Below are 16385 nucleotides of genomic sequence, written 5' to 3'. Positions count from 1 at the left end.
ATCAATCCCGCCAGAAGCGCCAGAACAACAACACAAGAACCGAGAAAAACTCCAGACGGCCAAGGAGCATACCTACGGACAGGGCCCACTTGGCAGCATCAGGAAGAGGCTGGAAGTTGCCAACCGGCCCGATAATATCACCCAAGCCCGGCCCAACGTTCCCGACTGCGGTTGCAGCACCTGAAATCGCTGTAACCCAGTCTAGGCCAACCGCAGCAAGGAACAGGGTAATACCGCCAACCGTTGCAATATAGATGAAGAAAAACAACAGGACCGAGGCAGCAACATCTTCTGTAATGCGGCGATCGCCGTACCGCTGGACCTCCACCGCATTCGGGCTGATCAAGCGGTGGATATGCGACACAAAAAGCTTCCAGGCGATATGAAAACGGAAGATCTTTATCCCGCCGGCCGTTGACCCAGTGCATCCGCCAACGAACAAAAGAGCAAAGAAACTGGCCACGGCAAGATTGCCCCACTGGGTATAGTCAGCACTCGCAAAGCCGGTTGTTGTGACCACCGAAACAACGCTGAACATTACGTGGCTGAAGGTATCAAACAGATCGTCCTTGCCAGTCAGCATCATCCACACGGTCAGAATAACAGATGTCAGGATCAGGAAGCCCAGAAACCCCCTGACCTGTATATCAGAAAACAGAACCCGGACCCCGCCACGGCCCATGCGGATAAACAGGGTAAAGGGCACCCCCCCGCAGATCATGAAAACAATGGCAACCCAGTTGATAAAATGGCTGTTGAAATGAGCAATGGAGCTGTCCGACGTAGAATAGCCGCCCGTAGAAAGGGTCGACATCGCATGATTGACAGCCTCGAAAAGAGTCATGCCGCCCAGCAGGTAGAAAACCGTACACAAGGTCGTCAAGGCGATGTAGATCAGAACCAGGGCAGCTCCCAGCTGACTGACCTTTCCCAGCACCTTGTCACCTGTATCCGAACTTTCCATCTTGAACAGCTGCATACCCCCGACCCGCAGGAACGGCAGCAGTGAAATGGCCATAACAACAATTCCAATCCCGCCCAGCCAATGCAGCAGGGAACGCCACAACAAAATACCAGGAGGAGCCAGATCAAGGCCGGTGATAACCGTTGCTCCGGTTGTTGTCAGGCCGGAAATCGCTTCAAAAAATGCATCCGTATAGCTCATACGGAAACGCGACAAATGAAACGGCATCGCTGAAAAGGCCGTAACGCCAAGCCACGACAGAACCGTCAGCAAGAAGGCCTGATGGCGGGACAGGGTGATATTCCGGTCAAAATTGGCAAATGTCAGCAACAAGCCGACCAGAACAGTCAACGCTCCGGAGACAAAAAAACTGATCCAATCCGGATCGCCACCGGCCAAGTCAACAGCAGCCGGCACCAGCATGGCCACCCCAAGGATGGTCAGAAACGCACCGACCACAAACAAAACTGGCCGAAGACCAAGCGGACTATTCCCTTTTTGTTGCTGCATGAATGGCTGTATGTCCCCCGCACACCGTGGCCTACCCTGCCTGCTGCGCCCCACTGCAGGATCAAGCATTTTCTACCAACCAAGGCAGTGAAGCAAACTCTATCCCCTCTTCCCGCAAGGAATCACATTCCTGCGGTGAGGCCTCTCCATAAACCGGACGCGGCTCAACCTCGCCATAGTGGATCTTCCGGGCCTCTTCAGCAAAGCCCTGCCCCACATAATCACACTTTTCCTCAATGACACGTCGCACCATGCCAATCGCCTCACGCAGACGGACATCATGCTCGCTGCGCAGACTAGGCACCCCGCCCGGTGTTGCATCAGAAGACGTATCCCGTGCTGAGACAGGGGGCGTATCCCGCTCATCACCGACGCCACACCCGTCGCGTTTTTTAGCAATCTTGGGAACAGAAAGCGCTTTCTTAACCTGGCCGCTGCCACAGACAGGACACAGCACAGCCTGCTTTTCAATCATACGATCACAGGCCGCACTGCTGGCAAACCAGCTTTCAAAAGTGTGCCCACCGGCACAGGCAAAGTCATAAAGGATCATCGTGCTGCTTTGTCATGATACAAGATGTCAGCATGTTGGGAACCGACACCGTCGTTTAAACGGACCGGAAACCAAAGGCAATACAGAAGCCGTCAACAGGCTTCCCAAATCGCGCCCAGATATCTTGCCTTGCCGTCAGGTGCCCTATACTCTGGCGCCCCCAGTGAGAAGAGGATGCCATGACAACCGCCACCCTGCCCCCGGATATTGCCGGACTCAGCTTCGAGGATGCCCTGCGCGAACTGGAGCAGATTGTCCAGCAGCTTGAGCGTGGTCAGGTCCGACTCGACGAGGCTGTCGGGGCCTATGAACGCGGGACCCTTCTCAAGTTCCACTGTGAAAAGCGACTGGCGGATGCAACAGCCAGGGTGGAAAAAATTGCTCTTGCTGCCGACGGAACAGCCAGCAGCACAACCCCCCTTGATCCAGCCTGAGGTTCCAGAACAATGCCCGGCATGAGCCTAGCCCTGCAGGCTGCCCTGAAAGAAAAAACAGCTGCGGTCGAAACAATGCTCGCCCGTCTGATACCGGAGATACCGGAAGCAGAGGGACGGGTCTTTGAAGCCATGCGCTATTCAACGCTGGCTGGCGGCAAACGGCTGCGTCCGTTCCTAGTCCTAGCAACAGCCGACATGTTCAATGTCAGCGAAACCGCGGCCTTGCGCACCGCATCTGCAGTGGAGATGGTCCACTGCTATTCCCTTGTCCACGATGATTTGCCGGCCATGGACGACGACAGCATGCGCCGGGGAAAACCGGCCTGCCACCGCCAGTTTGATGAAGCAACAGCCATCTTGGCCGGTGATGCCCTGCTGACCCGTGCGTTCGAAGTTCTTGCTGCCCCGTCAACCCATGCTGATCCCGCCGTACGCTGCACTCTAGTCAGTGAACTGGCCAAGGCTGCGGGACCCCATGGCATGGTTGGCGGGCAGATGGTTGACCTTCTGGCCGAACGGAAAGGGCGGGATCATCTCGGGCTTGATGTTTCCGCCATCACCCGCATGCACCAGATGAAGACCGGCCGCATTATCGGCTTCTCGTGCATGGCTGGGGCTATCCTTGGAAAAGCACCGCCACAGATCCGCCACGCGCTACAGGCTTATGCCCACGACCTAGGGCTGGCCTTCCAGATCGTCGACGACCTTCTCGACGTAGAGGGTGATCCAGCCCGCATGGGTAAAACCCAAGGAAAGGATGCCGCCGCCGGGAAGGCAACCTTTGTCACCCTGCTCGGCCTGGAGAGAGCCAAGGAACAGGCCCGGGCCCTTGGCGAACAAGCCATTTCCCACCTTAAAGTCTTTGACGAAGAAGCATCTTTGCTGCGCGATGTTGTAGGATATGTCCTTGAGCGCCAGAGCTGACAGTCACGACACAACACGCACCTGATCGCACCGGAGGTTTCCTTTGCCGGCAAAACCCGACACCCCGCTTCTTGATACGATTACATATCCTGCAGACCTGCGGAATCTGTCAATCGATCAGCTTGGTCTTTTATGCGAGGAGCTGAGGGCAGAGCTTGTCGATGCCGTCTCGACAACTGGCGGGCACCTAGGTGCCGGGCTGGGTGTGGTCGAGCTGACTGTCGCCTTGCATCATGTCTTTAACACACCGAAAGATAGGCTGATCTGGGATGTTGGTCACCAGTGCTACCCACATAAGATCCTGACCGGGCGCCGTGACCGCATACGGACCCTCCGTCAGGGGGGAGGCCTTTCGGGCTTCACCTGCCGTGCGGAAAGTGAGTACGATCCCTTTGGGGCCGGACACAGCTCCACCTCCATTTCCGCTGGCCTGGGAATGGCCGTGGCCAGTGACCTGTCAGGCTCCGGGAACCATGTTGTTTCGGTCATTGGTGATGGCGCCATGAGTGCAGGCATGGCCTATGAAGCCATGAACAATGCCGGCGCCATGAACGCCCGGCTGGTTGTCATTCTCAACGACAACGATATGTCGATTGCCCCGCCTGTCGGGGCCATGAGTGCCTATCTGTCAAAGCTGATATCGTCCAAGCCCTATGTGTCCCTGCGCAGCCTAGCCAAGGGACTGATCAAGCGCTTCCCGGAATCGTTGAACCGCGCCGCACGCCGTGCGGAGGAGTATGCCCGTGGCATGATGACCGGGGGAACCCTGTTCGAGGAACTGGGCTTTTACTACGTCGGCCCCATTGACGGCCACAACCTAGAGCATCTTGTGCCGGTGCTGCGTAACGTCCGTGACCATGGTCACGGACCGGTTCTGGTTCATGTTGTGACCCAGAAAGGCAAAGGGTATGCCCCGGCCGAAGCGGCATCGGACAAATACCACGGCGTAGCACGCTTCAACGTCATGACCGGGGCACAGGAAAAAAGCAAGCCCAACGCCCCCAGCTATACCGGGGTCTTTGCCCGGGCCCTGACCGATGCAGCAGGACAGGATCCACGCATTGTCGCCATCACGGCAGCCATGCCCTCAGGAACGGGGCTGGATGTTTTTGCCTCGTCATTCCCGAATCGCTGCTTTGATGTTGGCATTGCCGAACAGCACGCCGTTACCTTTGCTGCCGGCCTGGCCTCCGAGGGGTACCGGCCCTTTGCTGCCCTGTATTCCACGTTCCTGCAACGGGGCTATGATCAGGTTGTGCACGATGTTGCCCTGCAAAATCTTCCCGTTCGCTTTGCCATCGACCGGGCTGGTCTGGTTGGCGCTGACGGGGCAACCCACCATGGTTCCTTTGACCTTGCCTATCTGGGCTGCCTGCCGAACATGACCATCATGGCCCCTTCGGATGAAGCCGAACTGGTGCATGCTGTAGCTACGGCCGCCGCCCACGACAGTGGCCCCTTTGCTTTCCGCTACCCCCGTGGTGAGGGTGTCGGTGTCCCCCTGCCCGAGAAACCGCAGGTCCTGCCGATTGGCAAGGGCCGAATCGTCCGGGAAGGCAAGGGAACGGCCCTGCTTGCCTTGGGTACCATCCTGCACCAGTGCCTGGAGGCTGCTGATATACTGGGCAGCCATGGCCTGTCACCAACCGTGGCGGATGCCCGCTTTGCCAAGCCCCTTGACCTTGCGCTGCTGCAAGACCTGGCAACACGCCACACCATCCTTCTTGTTGTCGAGGATGGAGCAACCGGCGGATTCTCGTCTTGGGTCATGAAGGCTCTGTCAGACCGCGGGCTTCTGGACGGCGCCCTGAAGGTACGAACGCTGACCCTGCCCGATACCTTTATCGAACAGGACACACCCGCTAGGCAGTTGAAAGAAGCAGGTCTTGATGCCGGATGCATTGCCGCAAAGGTCATGGAGCTGCTGGACAGCGACACCAGTGTTTCTATAAAGCCTGTATCACGCTGAGATCGTTTGCGAACAACAGATCAAGAGGATATTGTGGCCGGACTATCGGCTTTCTGCCGGTTCCTGATTGCTGGATCCCCGTGCCATGACGATTTTATCGGTCACAATCACCCTTTTTCTGCTTATGGACTCTCCGGGGAATGTCCCGATCTTTTTGTCTGTGCTGGGACGGCTGGAAAAAACCCGCCGCCGCCGCGCAATCCTGCGTGAAATTACATTTGCCCTGATCGCCCTTCTGCTGTTCCTGTTTTTTGGTCGAACCCTTCTGTCTTCTCTGGGGATCTCGGCACCTGCCCTGTCAGTAGCCGGAGGGGTTGTCCTGTTCCTGGTTGCCCTGCGCATGATTTTTCCCGGCCAGTACGGCAGCCTTACGGAAGGGACAGATCCAGACCCATGGCTGGTTCCTCTGGCCGTGCCCTTGGCTGCCGGTCCATCCAGCATGGCCTATGTCATGTTGATTGCCACACAGGAACCTGACCGGATCGGTGACTGGGCTCTTGCCATCGTCATGGCATGCGTGCTTGGCGGGTTAACAATTTACAGCGGCGATCTTCTGCGTCGTTGGATCAAGGATCGGGCCCTGAACCTGATCGAGCGCCTGATGGGCATTATTCTTGTTGTTATTGCCATCCAGATGCTGATGAACGGTATCGGCCAATATGTACAGACCCTGAGTACCGCAGCACCCTGATGACAAAGAAGACACAAGACCGTTCCAAAAAAACGACCAAGGAACGCATTGACCAGATGCTGGTGGACCGGGGCTTGGCTGAAAGCCGGACACGCGCCCAGTCCTTGGTGATGTCTGGCCTGGTTCTGGTTGATGGACACCGCGTTGACAAACCGGGAACCCGCGTTGCCCTGGACCAGACAATCGTCCTGAAAGGACAGGATCACCCCTGGGTCTCACGCGGGGGCTTGAAGCTGGACAAGGGGCTGGAGGTTTTCAACATTGCCGTTACCGGAAGCACGGCACTGGATGTCGGGGCCTCTACCGGCGGCTTCAGCGACGTTCTGCTGACCCGGGGGGCGTCACGGGTTTATGCGGTGGATGTAGGCTATGGACAGCTGGCCCATCGCCTGCGTACTGATCCACGCGTTGTGGTTCTGGAACGAACGAATGCCCGCTATCTGACGACAGACCATATCCCCGAACCCGTTGACTTAGTCGTCTGTGATGCCAGCTTCATTGGCCTGCGGACAGTTCTGGAAACACCTCTGACCTTCCTGAAGCCCGGGGGGTATCTGGTGGCGTTGATCAAGCCACAGTTTGAAGTCGGCAAAGAACGCCTAGGCAAAGGGGGGGTTGTCCGCGATCCCGCGCTTCACCAAGAGGTTTGTGATACCATGCATACATGGCTGACAGCGCAGCCCGGGTGGACCGTTCTGGGCATAACAGAAAGCCCCATCCGGGGACCGGAAGGAAATGTGGAGTTCCTTCTGGGAGCACAGCGGCTCCCGACCTGAAAAGCCCGGCATGGGGTGTGGCGTACTCAATCCACACCCCACGCCAACTCCCTACAATCCTTCAGAAGAAGGAGCCATTAGAACAGCCGGGCTTCGCCCGATGGCACGCTGACGTTCGATCCCGGAAATAAACGGCTTCACAAGCGGTTCCAAGGTCCCCAGATAGCTCAACTGTCGCATGCCATGCGCCAATCCCCCAAATACAGCCATAATCTGCTCCCACTCTGTTTTCGGGGCCGGAAATGGAACCAGCTCGATCTCTGCGTCTTCGGGAATACCAGCGGCCTCCCGCGCCAGGCGCACGGCTGTACCAAAACCACCAAGGGCATCAACCAAGCCGACAGCTTTTGCATCATGGCCGGACCAGACCCGGCCACGGGCCACATGGTCCACCTGATCGGGAGCGAGACCACGCCCCTGAGCAAGCTTGCCGGTAAAATCTGTATAAACGGCATCAAGAGAGCGATCGAACCAAGCGCGTTCTTCCGGCGTAAACTTGCGATTCGGACTCAGCATCAGGGCCCCGGATCCTGTCTCGACCCGCGCCCAAGAAACACCCAGCTTGTCCCACAATCCAGACACCACAGTCTTGCCCGAAAACACGCCGATAGAGCCTGTTATTGTCCCCGGATTTGCAACAATCGCATGCGCGGGCATGGACAGGAAATAGCCACCAGAAGCCGCATATTCGCCCATGCTCACGACCAGGGGGATGCCTTTCTCCTTGGCCCGAGCTACCTCACGCCAGATGGTATCACTGGCAACAGCATCGCCCCCGGGGCTGTTGATCCGCAGGACAATGGCCTTAATATCCGGATCATCCACTGCACTGCGAATAGCACCGGCAACCGTATCGGAACCAATACTGTGCGCTCCGGACATGGTTCCATCTTCACTTGCCCCGGCATGGATAACACCAACCCCGTGAATCAGGGCAATACGCGAAGCATGCGGCGATGGAGGCGCTATTGCACCAGCGAGGTAATCATCCAATGATACCTCCTTGTCGGTTCCTGCTGCGCTGTGTACAGCATCCATAAACTCATCCAGATACCCGATGGTATCAACCAGACCAGCATCCTTTGCTTCACTGGCGAACAAGGGAGGACGAGCCGCCAAGACCTCTACAGAAGCCCGTTCAAGGCCACGCCCGGAAACAACCGCATCAAGCAACTGGGACTGCCAAGAATCAAGCAAGGCACGCAGTGAAGCCCGATGCGGCTCACTCATGTCATCGCGCACCAAGCTGTCCATCGCCGTTTTATATTCCCAACGGCTTGCAAACTCATGCTCGATACCGATTTTTTCCAAGGCAGACTTCAGGAAAGGTACCTCGACACCAAAGCCTGTCAAACCCAAGGTCCCTGAAGGCTGCAACCAGATTTCCGAGAAACCCGATGCCAGAAGGTATTCTGCGCCACCGCCATTGGATTGCCCAAGTGTCTCGGCAAAGGCAAAAGCCGGTTTGCCCGAAGCACGAAAGCGTTCGATCGCGTCGCGTAGTTCCTGCGCTTCCGCTATACCACGCCCGGCATCACCAATACGGGCCGTCACCGCCTTAACCCTAGGGTCCGCAGCCGCACGATCCAGAACCGTGACGATATCGACCAGCGAGACTTGCGGCTCGAACAAATGATCAAGATGAACCTCTGGCAATTCCGGCGTTGGATAATCCAGAGACAGGGACAAAATCATCTCCGAAGGCAGATCAGCCGATCGGGAGAAAGAAGGCCCCAAACGAGATACACCAAGCACAAGAACAACCGATAAACTGACAAAAACAACGCCGCACAGAGCCAATGCCCACAACAACGCCCTACCAAAAATACGCATGACAGCTCCCTAAAAGGACCAACCGGAATTGACAGACAACGCAAAAAGAAGCATCCCGGCAATTGACCCGCCCTGTAGTATGCCGCAAAAGTGGCAGTTGACGGACAGAAGTGCAAGCTTGGTCCACCAAGGTGTCAGAGAAGAGGGTTTCGTTCATGCCTCATCCACGCATCGGCATCAGTCTTGGCCATAACAGCTTTGATGTTCTGGCTCTGACAACCAACGACTTTGTGCTGACGCGCGAACAGCACCCCCTGACATCGCCGTCTTACCACGACAGACTGCAAGCGATGGCCAGCCGGGTCAGAATGCTGGACCGTGAATATGGAAAGGGAAGCCTTGGCGTCGCCATCCCTGGCAGCATCACACCAGACAGCGGACATATCCGGACATCCCCTGTTCAGGACTTGATTGGCCACACGATGCTTGTTGACCTTTCCGCAGCGATTGGACGTCCGGTGCGCATTGCCAGCGATGCAGACTGCATGGCGCTATCAGAAACAATGGATGGTGCCAGCGCGGGCCTGTACTGCTGCTTCCATGCCATACTGGACCAAGGCGTAACCGGTTGCCTGACCATCGGAAACCGTATTCTGAGTGGCCCTAATGCCCTTGGGGGGGAATGGAGCCACAATCCTATTCCATGGCCACGGGAATGGAAACACGCCGATGAACGACCCGGCCCGGACTGTTACTGCGGACTGACAGGCTGCACAGAAACGTTTCTGTCAACGCACGGCCTTATGGATGACCATGCAAAGGCAACGGGAATAGCAATACCATGGCCTGATATTGCTGCATCGGCCACAGCCGGGGATCCTGACTGCCTGGAAAGCATGCAACGCTACGCAGACAGGCTGGCCCGGGCCCTGTCCATCATCGTCAATCTGGTTGACCCTGACGCCATCGTGCTGGGCGGCGCCCTGTCGGATATAGACTGGCTTTATGAAAAGATTCCCCTGCTGTGGTCCGGTTGGGCGTTGAGCAACACAACAAGAACCCGTTTATGCAAAGCTGCGCACGGGACCGACAGTATTGTACGGGGAGCATCACTGCTATGGGATTGCCCGGATCAGGTTCGCCCCCAACCGGCGCTGCTCCTACACCCGGCAGACTAACCACCCTATAGGGCACAGTCCGGCGCCGGGGGAGGATGGAGCTCGACGAGCGTACCACGCAGGCTGAACGTACCAAAATTCTGCAGCAGGCTTTCGGCTATACCATTATTCCGGTAACGCAGGGATACCTCGAAATCAGGAACACCACCACCGTTTGCTGGGTTGAAAAATGCCATAACAATCGGCCACCCCCCACCTTTCAGCAAGGCATTACCGGGAAGAACGGAAGAGGCCTGATCCGGAAACGGGTTGCCAACAGCAGCCGACAGATCAAAGGCAGGGCCGATGATGGAACCATCAAAAACAGGACGGGCCAGAAAGCGCCCCCCATTACGAGCCTGCCGGAAGAGAAGGTCTGTGTGCGCTGCCGGAAACAGCGTACCCGGGGAGAGATCAAAAACAACGTCCTGCTGGTCTCCCTCTATCCGGAAAAGGGCACTGCCAACCCCGGCAGGAGGCATACGCGCTTCCCCTTGATAGGCATCAAGAACCTCCCCATCCCGCATGTTCTGGACAGAAAAGCGGTAGGACTGACCATCCTTGGATTCCCACGAAAGAAAGTCCCAGCTGGACGAAACCGCATCCCCCTGACTCTGGAACAGGGTAAGATCCGTGCGGGTCTTGACCTTCCATGCTGTACAGCCATCCTCAAAAGTATAGCGCATGGTCCCCGAAGCCCCGACAATCCCCGAGGAAGAACGGGCCGAGTGCAGCTCCATCCGGTACACGGCGGCATGGGGCACAAGACTGGAGCCATTCGATGGAACAACAGGCTTTGACCAGACTGCAACAGAAAAGCCGGCACCCAAGAAGGGCCCGACAACACAAGACATCAAAGCTATTCTCAGATAACGCCCATACATGGCAGAGTTCCTGCGTCCTGCCTATTGGCCGAAACAATGACGACCCAGAATGGTGCAGTTCAAAGGATTTGCCAAGTCAGCTCCACACCCGGGAACAGGCTACGCGTCTGTTTTCCGGGACGTGTTGCATAAACGCAAGCCTCCCCGAGACATGTATAACCCGGGGAGGCTTGGACACATAAGGATCAAGGCAGGGGAAGAAACCTATGCACCGGCAGCGCTGGCCGGGGCTGCACCGCCTTTTTGAACCTCTATTTTCTTCGGCAGCTGAAGGCGGATATGAAGCTCGCGCAGCTGCTTCTCGGTCACTTCCGAAGGCGCCTGCATCAACAAATCCTGGGCCTGGCCGTTCATCGGGAACAGGATAACCTCACGAATATTGGGTTCGTCGGCCAGCAGCATCACCATACGGTCGATACCCGGCGCTGCACCACCATGCGGAGGGGCCCCGAACTTGAAGGCATTCAACATGCCGCCAAACTTCTCTTCGACCACATCAGGGCCATAACCGGCAATCGCAAAAGCCTTGTACATGATCTCTGGCAGGTGGTTCCGGATGGCGCCGGAAGACAGCTCTATCCCGTTGCACACGATGTCATACTGGAATGCCTTGATATCCAGCGGATCCATGGTTTCCAAGGCATTCATGCCGCCTTGGGGCATGGAGAAGGGGTTGTGGCTGAATTCGATCTGGCCGGTATCTTCGTTGCGCTCGTACATCGGGAAGTCAACCGTCCAGCAGAACCGGAAAACGCCCTGTTCGCGCAGCGACAGATCATCGCAGACCCGTTCCCGAACCTTGCCGGCAAACTTGGCAGCACCCAGTGCCTTGTCACAGACAAAGAACACAGAATCTCCGTCCTGAAGGCCACAGGCATCCTTGATGGACTGCAGGCGATCGGCTTCCAGATTCTTGGCAATCGGGCCTTTCGGGCCATCGGCGGCAAACTGGACATAACCGAGACCACCCTGCCCTTCCTCACGGGCCCATTCATTGAGCTTGTCGTACCACCCACGCGGACGGGCTGCTGCACCGGGGGCCGGAATGGCACGAACCACGCTGCCAGCCGCAACGCCACGGGCAAAAATCCCGAAACCGGAATCGCGGAAGGCATCCGTCACATCGGTAATCAGCAGCGGATTCCGAAGATCCGGCTTGTCCGACCCATACTTCAGCATAGCGGTATCATAGGGGATGCGCTCGAACGGCATGGGCGAAACCGCTTTGCCGCCAGAGAACGTCACAAACAGGTCATGCAGGACCGGCTCGATAGCGTTGAACACATCCTCTTGGGTGACAAAGCTCATTTCAAAATCAAGCTGGTAAAACTCACCCGGCGAACGGTCGGCACGGCTGTCTTCGTCACGGAAGCAGGGAGCAATCTGGAAATAGCGATCAAAGCCAGCGACCATCAACAGCTGCTTGAACTGCTGCGGGGCCTGGGGCAACGCATAGAATCGACCCGGGTTCAAACGGCTGGGAACCAAGAAGTCACGGGCCCCCTCGGGGCTGGAAGCCGTCAGGATCGGGGTCTGGAACTCGTTGAAACCATCGGCTGTCATGCGCTGGCGCAACCAAGCGATTACCTGCGAACGCAACAGCATGTTGGCATGGACTTTCTCGCGCCGCAGATCAAGGTAGCGATAGCGCAGGCGGGTATCCTCGCCAAACTCTTCTGTGCCGGCAACCTGCATAGGCAGAACATCCGCACGCGACTGCACGACAATGTCGGAAACCCGCAGCTCGATCTCGCCCGTGGTCAAACGGGGATTGACTGTTTCCGGGGAACGGGCGACTACCGCACCGGTAACCGTAACAACACTTTCCGGTCGCAGGGTTTCAAGAACCCGGAAAATCTCCGATGACACATCGGTCACACACTGGGTGATTCCGTAATGGTCACGCAAGTCGACAAACAGCAGGTTGCCGTGGTCACGCTTGCGGTGAACCCAACCGGACAGCCGCACCTGCTGGCCCACATGCTCCTTGCGGAGATCGCCACAGGTATGGGTACGGTACGCGTGCATGGAAGATACCTCTTGGTTCATGGAAACAGCCGGATCGGGCAAACCACATGGCAATGCGGCCCCGAACCGGCGAAAAGCACACGGTTCGGGGCGGATTGTCAAGCAGAAGCGCACAGAACCGTCAGGCTGATATCTGCCGAACAGCCTCCAGCACAGCGGCAGCGTGGCCGGGAACCTTGACCTTGCGCCACTCCCGCGCGATTTCACCGCCAGGCGCAATCAGGAATGTAGAGCGATCAATGCCCATATACTTGCGACCATACATGCTCTTCTCGACCCAGACCCCATAGGCCTCGCACAGGCTGCCAGTCTCTTCATCAGACAGCAGGGGGAACGGAAGGCTGTGCTTTTCCACAAACTGGTCATGCTTGCGCACGGAATCCCTGGATACGCCAAGAACCACAGCACCGGCAGCCAAGAAATCGTCGTGCAGATCACGGAAATTCTCGGCCTCGGTTGTACACCCCGACGTCAGGTCTTTTGGATAGAAATAGAGAACAACAATCCTGTCCTGCAACGCGGCCAGTGACACGCGTCCTCCGCCGCTGGCGGGAAGGTCGAACGCGGGAGCCGGCTGGCCTGTCATCATGTTCATGGTTTCGATTCTCCTTGTACCGGCGCAGAACCAGAAGCCCGGCGGGCCTGGTCCGCCGGATGTTCAATCAGGCGTGCAAAAAGGGCTGATACCTGCCTGTACACATGGCCCATGCGTTCCTTCAGGCGCGGGAAATCAGGTTCCCCGGCTGAATGGGCCAAACGCGCACACAGGCCGGGTGGCGCCTCCTGCTCCCGGAAAACGCCGTCGATGGAATAGCGCAAAATGCCCTGCAGTCCAAGCCAGAGTTCCTGCGCCTCCTGCAACAGGTCCGCATCAGGAGATTCAAGGAAACCTGCGTCCCGCAGACGATCGATGGCACCGGCAATGTTGGCATCCAGAACAGCAGGCTGCACATTGGCATGTCGAAGCAGAAGATACTGCACAATAAACTCGATATCCACCAGCCCTCCACGCCATAATTTGACATCAAACATGTTGGCGGCACGGCGTTCACGGGCCATGCGGACCCGCATATCTGCAACATCCAGCAACAACGCAACCGGATCAGGGGGCAGGCCAAAAGACTGCACAAGAGCCAGGGAAACCCGCCGGGCCAAGGCTGGGTCTCCACACACAACCCGGGCCCGGGTCTGGGCCATGCGCTCCCACGTCCATGCCGATTCAGCGTTATACCGGACAAAGGCATCCAGACTGACTGCCAGCGGTCCCTTTGACCCCGACGGACGAAGGCGCATGTCCACCTCGTAAAGAATACCCGCAGAAGTCATCGCTGTGACCGCATTGACAAACCGCTGGGTCAGACGGATGAACCAGGTGCTGGCCGCCAAAGGAACCGGTCCATCCGACGTTTCGCAGTCTGCCGGGAAATCATAAAGAAGGGTCAGGTCAAGATCAGAGGTCACGGTCATTTCCCGCCCGCCCATTTTCCCTAGGGCCAGAACCACCAAGGCCCCACCCGGAACACGCCCGTGACGAAGGGAAAATTCACGCTCTGTTTCACGCAAGAGGCGATCAAGAACCACATCGGCAACAGCCGTCAGGGCCTCGCCCGCCGGACGGGGAGCAACCATGTGACGCAACACCTGCACCCCAACCTGAAACTTGCGCCCGTTGACCCAGATCCGGCACAGGTCCAGCACATCCTCGAACGCCGATGTTCCAGCAAGAATCCGGTCAAGATCGGCCCCTAGGGCATCCCGGTCGGGCAGCGGGGCCAGAAAATCCCGGGCCATAACCGCATCAAACAACCCGGGGCGACGGGCAAGAATACCCGCAAGACGCGGGGCATCCCCCATGATATCGGCTAGAAGATCCAGCAGCCGATCATTGTCATATAGAAGCGAGAAGATCTGTATGCCAGCCGGCAGACCCCGCAGAAACTCGTCAAAACGGTAAAAAGCTTCATCGGGACGGAATGTCTTGCCCAGCGCACGTAACAAAGTTGGCACCAGCTCGGTCAAGACCTCGCGCGCCCGGGTAGACCGTGTAACCCGATAGCGACCATGATGCCAGGCACGGATCATCGCAGCAATGGCACGGGGATTGGTATAGCCCAACCCCGAAAGAGTCTGCAGGGTTTCCGGATCATCTTCATGGCCGGTAAAAACCAGGCTTCCTCCCTGTCCGTCCGGGGTTTCGGTACCAAGGCCAGGTGCATCACCAAAAAGGGCGGCATAGTGGGCTTCAACCGTACACAGAACGGCCTGCATGGCCTGATCAAACGATGCTAGGTCCGGCCACCCGAGGAAACAGGCCAGATGCGCCCGGCGCTCCGGATCTAGGGGCAGGGTCTGTGTCCGGGCGTCATCAATCATCTGCAGCCGGTGCTCCACCGTCCTGAGAAACTGGTAGCACCGGCTCAAGTCATCACGCACAGTGCCGGTAATCCGCCCGGCATCCGCAAGGGCATCAAGGGCATCAAGGGTTCGGGAAAGGCGCAATCCCGGTACACGCCCACCCCAGATCAGCTGCTGGGTCTGGGCAAAAAACTCGATCTCCCGGATACCCCCACGGCCGAGCTTGATGTTGTGACCGGCCACGGCGACATGCCCTCCTCCCTTGTGGGCATGGATCTGGCGCTTGATGGAATGAATATCCTGTATCGCATTGAAATCCAGTGATTTGCGCCACACAAACGGACGCAGGCCGGACAGGAACTCACGCCCGCGCACAATGTCACCGGCAACCGGTCGCGCCTTGATCATCGCCGCCCGTTCCCAGTTCTGGCCAAAACTTTCATAGTAAATTTCCGCAGCCTGCACCGACAGCGCCAAGGCTGTTGACCCCGGATCCGGACGCAGGCGCAAATCCGTACGGAAGACATACCCGTCGGCCGTGCGCTCTTCCAGAAGACGCATCAGATCACGGGTCAGACGGACATAGAATTCTGATGGAGACTTGCGCCCCCGGTACCTTATTTTCTCCTCGTCGTAGAGGACGACCAGGTCAATATCAGAGGAGTAGTTCAGCTCGAAAGCGCCCAGCTTGCCCAGCGCTAGAATCATGTAGCCACAGTCCTTCTGAGGATCGTCGGCATGGGGAAGATCAATCTGTCCCGTGTTCTGCGCCGCACGCAACAAGGCCGCCACACACAGTCGCAAGGCCATGTCCGCAAAGTCGGACAATGCCGCACTGACCCGGATGGAATCCCAGACACCAGCCATATCCGCAAGGCCAGCCAGCATGGACATCCGCCGCTTGGCCACACGCAAGGCCTTCATTAGTTCAGGCGTTGTCACGGGCTGCGCCAACTCCTGCCTCAGGGTATGCAGCAACACCGTTATCTCGGCATCTGGGCCACGCGAGAACAGGGAGAAGAAAAAGGCCGGCTCCTGCAAAAGGCACGTCGTCAGAAACGGACTGTTGCCAAAACAACTTTCCAGAACCCTCTGGACATCAGGATGACCGGATACCATATCCGGTACAGGAACCGACTGCTCTGCACAATGATCCACAAAACGCGCCACCACGTCCTGCCAGTGCTGCATAGCCACGGCAACTTTCAGACGGTCAAAGGGGGGGGGCAAGGCCGACCAGTCACCCCACTCCAGCAGGGCTGGCAAAGGGGCGGGTTCAGGTTTGCGGATAAACAGGGGAACAGGCACGTCAGGCATTCCAATTCAATCTGTTTTACCGCAGACTGCGGGAGCCGGAACAAACG

General features: G+C 57.6%; 13 protein-coding genes. 6 read left to right on the top strand and 7 right to left on the bottom strand.

All coding sequences use genetic code 11. From position 1 onward, the window contains the following. Position 1: 1 nt before the first annotated feature. Positions 2-1474 (bottom strand): TrkH family potassium uptake protein, encoded by a 1473-nt coding sequence (locus AY555_RS06815; RefSeq protein ID WP_066135058.1) that lies wholly within the window; start codon positions 1472-1474, stop codon positions 2-4. 61 nt (positions 1475-1535) lie between these two features. Further along, positions 1536-2027, bottom strand: coding sequence for a DUF1178 family protein (locus AY555_RS06810; RefSeq protein ID WP_066135057.1), 492 nt, complete (start codon positions 2025-2027; stop codon positions 1536-1538). Positions 2028-2206: 179 nt separating this feature from the next. Here AY555_RS06810 and AY555_RS06805 point away from each other — a divergent pair, with 179 nt between their 5' ends. The 5 genes from AY555_RS06805 (at position 2207) to AY555_RS06785 (ending at position 6824) form a co-directional block, all read left to right on the top strand. Further along, positions 2207-2461 carry an exodeoxyribonuclease VII small subunit gene (locus AY555_RS06805; protein ID WP_066135055.1) on the top strand — a complete coding sequence of 85 codons (255 nt, stop codon included), beginning with the start codon at positions 2207-2209 and terminating at the stop codon, positions 2459-2461. Between the two features lie 12 nt (positions 2462-2473). Next, positions 2474-3388, top strand: coding sequence for a polyprenyl synthetase family protein (locus tag AY555_RS06800; RefSeq protein ID WP_082811903.1), 915 nt, complete (start codon positions 2474-2476; stop codon positions 3386-3388). A 43-nt stretch (positions 3389-3431) separates the two neighbouring features. After that, a complete protein-coding gene (dxs, locus tag AY555_RS06795) occupies positions 3432-5357 on the top strand; it encodes a 1-deoxy-D-xylulose-5-phosphate synthase (RefSeq protein ID WP_066135051.1) in 1926 nt (641 codons plus the stop codon). 85 nt (positions 5358-5442) lie between these two features. Then, positions 5443-6048 (top strand): MarC family protein, encoded by a 606-nt coding sequence (locus tag AY555_RS06790; RefSeq protein ID WP_066135049.1) that lies wholly within the window; start codon positions 5443-5445, stop codon positions 6046-6048. Then, a complete protein-coding gene (locus AY555_RS06785) occupies positions 6048-6824 on the top strand; it encodes a TlyA family RNA methyltransferase (RefSeq protein WP_066135047.1) in 777 nt (258 codons plus the stop codon). The genes AY555_RS06790 and AY555_RS06785 overlap by 1 nt, the downstream gene beginning before the upstream one ends. Before the next feature lie 51 nt (positions 6825-6875). Here the strand turns inward: AY555_RS06785 and sppA are convergent, their stop codons facing one another. Beyond that, complete coding sequence (sppA, locus tag AY555_RS06780) at positions 6876-8657, bottom strand: signal peptide peptidase SppA (RefSeq protein WP_066135046.1); 1782 nt, start codon at positions 8655-8657, stop codon at positions 6876-6878. A gap of 155 nt (positions 8658-8812) precedes the next feature. On the opposite strand from sppA, the gene AY555_RS06775 reads away from it, so the two are divergent. After that, on the top strand, positions 8813-9775 hold the full coding sequence (locus tag AY555_RS06775) for an ROK family protein (protein WP_066135044.1): 963 nt from the start codon (positions 8813-8815) through the stop codon (positions 9773-9775). Between the two features lie 5 nt (positions 9776-9780). Here AY555_RS06775 and AY555_RS06770 read toward each other — a convergent pair whose 3' ends face one another. The 4 genes from AY555_RS06770 to AY555_RS06755 all read right to left on the bottom strand — a co-directional run bounded on the left by AY555_RS06770 (position 9781) and on the right by AY555_RS06755 (position 16338). After that, positions 9781-10638, bottom strand: coding sequence for an EipB family protein (locus tag AY555_RS06770; RefSeq protein ID WP_066135042.1), 858 nt, complete (start codon positions 10636-10638; stop codon positions 9781-9783). A 204-nt stretch (positions 10639-10842) separates the two neighbouring features. Continuing rightward, positions 10843-12666 (bottom strand): aspartate--tRNA ligase, encoded by a 1824-nt coding sequence (gene aspS, locus AY555_RS06765; RefSeq protein WP_066135041.1) that lies wholly within the window; start codon positions 12664-12666, stop codon positions 10843-10845. A 121-nt stretch (positions 12667-12787) separates the two neighbouring features. Beyond that, entirely contained in the window at positions 12788-13261 is a 474-nt protein-coding gene (locus AY555_RS06760; protein ID WP_066135039.1) for a peroxiredoxin, read from the bottom strand. Next, positions 13258-16338, bottom strand: a complete 3081-nt coding sequence (locus AY555_RS06755; protein WP_066135037.1) for a bifunctional [glutamine synthetase] adenylyltransferase/[glutamine synthetase]-adenylyl-L-tyrosine phosphorylase — start codon at positions 16336-16338, stop codon at positions 13258-13260. Before AY555_RS06755 ends, AY555_RS06760 begins: the two co-directional genes overlap by 4 nt. Positions 16339-16385: the final 47 nt, after the last annotated feature.

Origin of the sequence: Haematospirillum jordaniae (assembly GCF_001611975.1) — a bacterium.
GTDB lineage: Bacteria > Pseudomonadota > Alphaproteobacteria > Rhodospirillales > Rhodospirillaceae > Haematospirillum > Haematospirillum jordaniae.
Note: the sequence above shows the minus strand (reverse complement) of the source record. Positions and strands in the feature narration are given on the sequence as shown.